This window comes from Klebsiella sp. 141153 (assembly GCF_032601995.1).
GTDB lineage: Bacteria > Pseudomonadota > Gammaproteobacteria > Enterobacterales > Enterobacteriaceae > Klebsiella > Klebsiella aerogenes.
Genome location: NZ_JAQIRJ010000042.1, coordinates 1 through 380 on the forward strand (window position 1 = coordinate 1; position 380 = coordinate 380).

The 380-nt window shown below is 64.2% G+C and carries 1 protein-coding gene; it reads left to right on the forward strand.

From position 1 onward, the window contains the following. The coding region (locus PGS10_RS24985; RefSeq protein WP_316423648.1) for a molybdopterin-dependent oxidoreductase at positions 1–380 on the forward strand (380 nt) is incomplete at both ends.

The window sequence follows — 380 nt, forward strand, 5'->3', positions numbered from 1 at the left end:
CAGTTCTACCAGGGCGTGGAGACCGTGCGGTCGCTGACCAGCCTCGCGATCCTCACCGGCAACCTCGGCAAGCCGAGCGTCGGCGTCAACCCGGTACGCGGACAGAACAACGTTCAGGGCGCCTGCGATATGGGCGCGCTGCCGGATACCTATCCGGGCTACCAGTACGTTAAGTTCCCGGAAAACCGCGAGAAGTTTGCCAGAGCGTGGGGCGTCGACAGCCTGCCGGAGCATACCGGCTACCGCATCAGCGAGCTGCCGCACCGCGCCGAACACGGCGAAGTTCGCGCGGCGTACATTATGGGCGAGGATCCGCTGCAGACCGATGCCGAGCTTTCCGCGGTGCGCAAGGCGTTTGAACAGCTGGAACTGGTTATCGT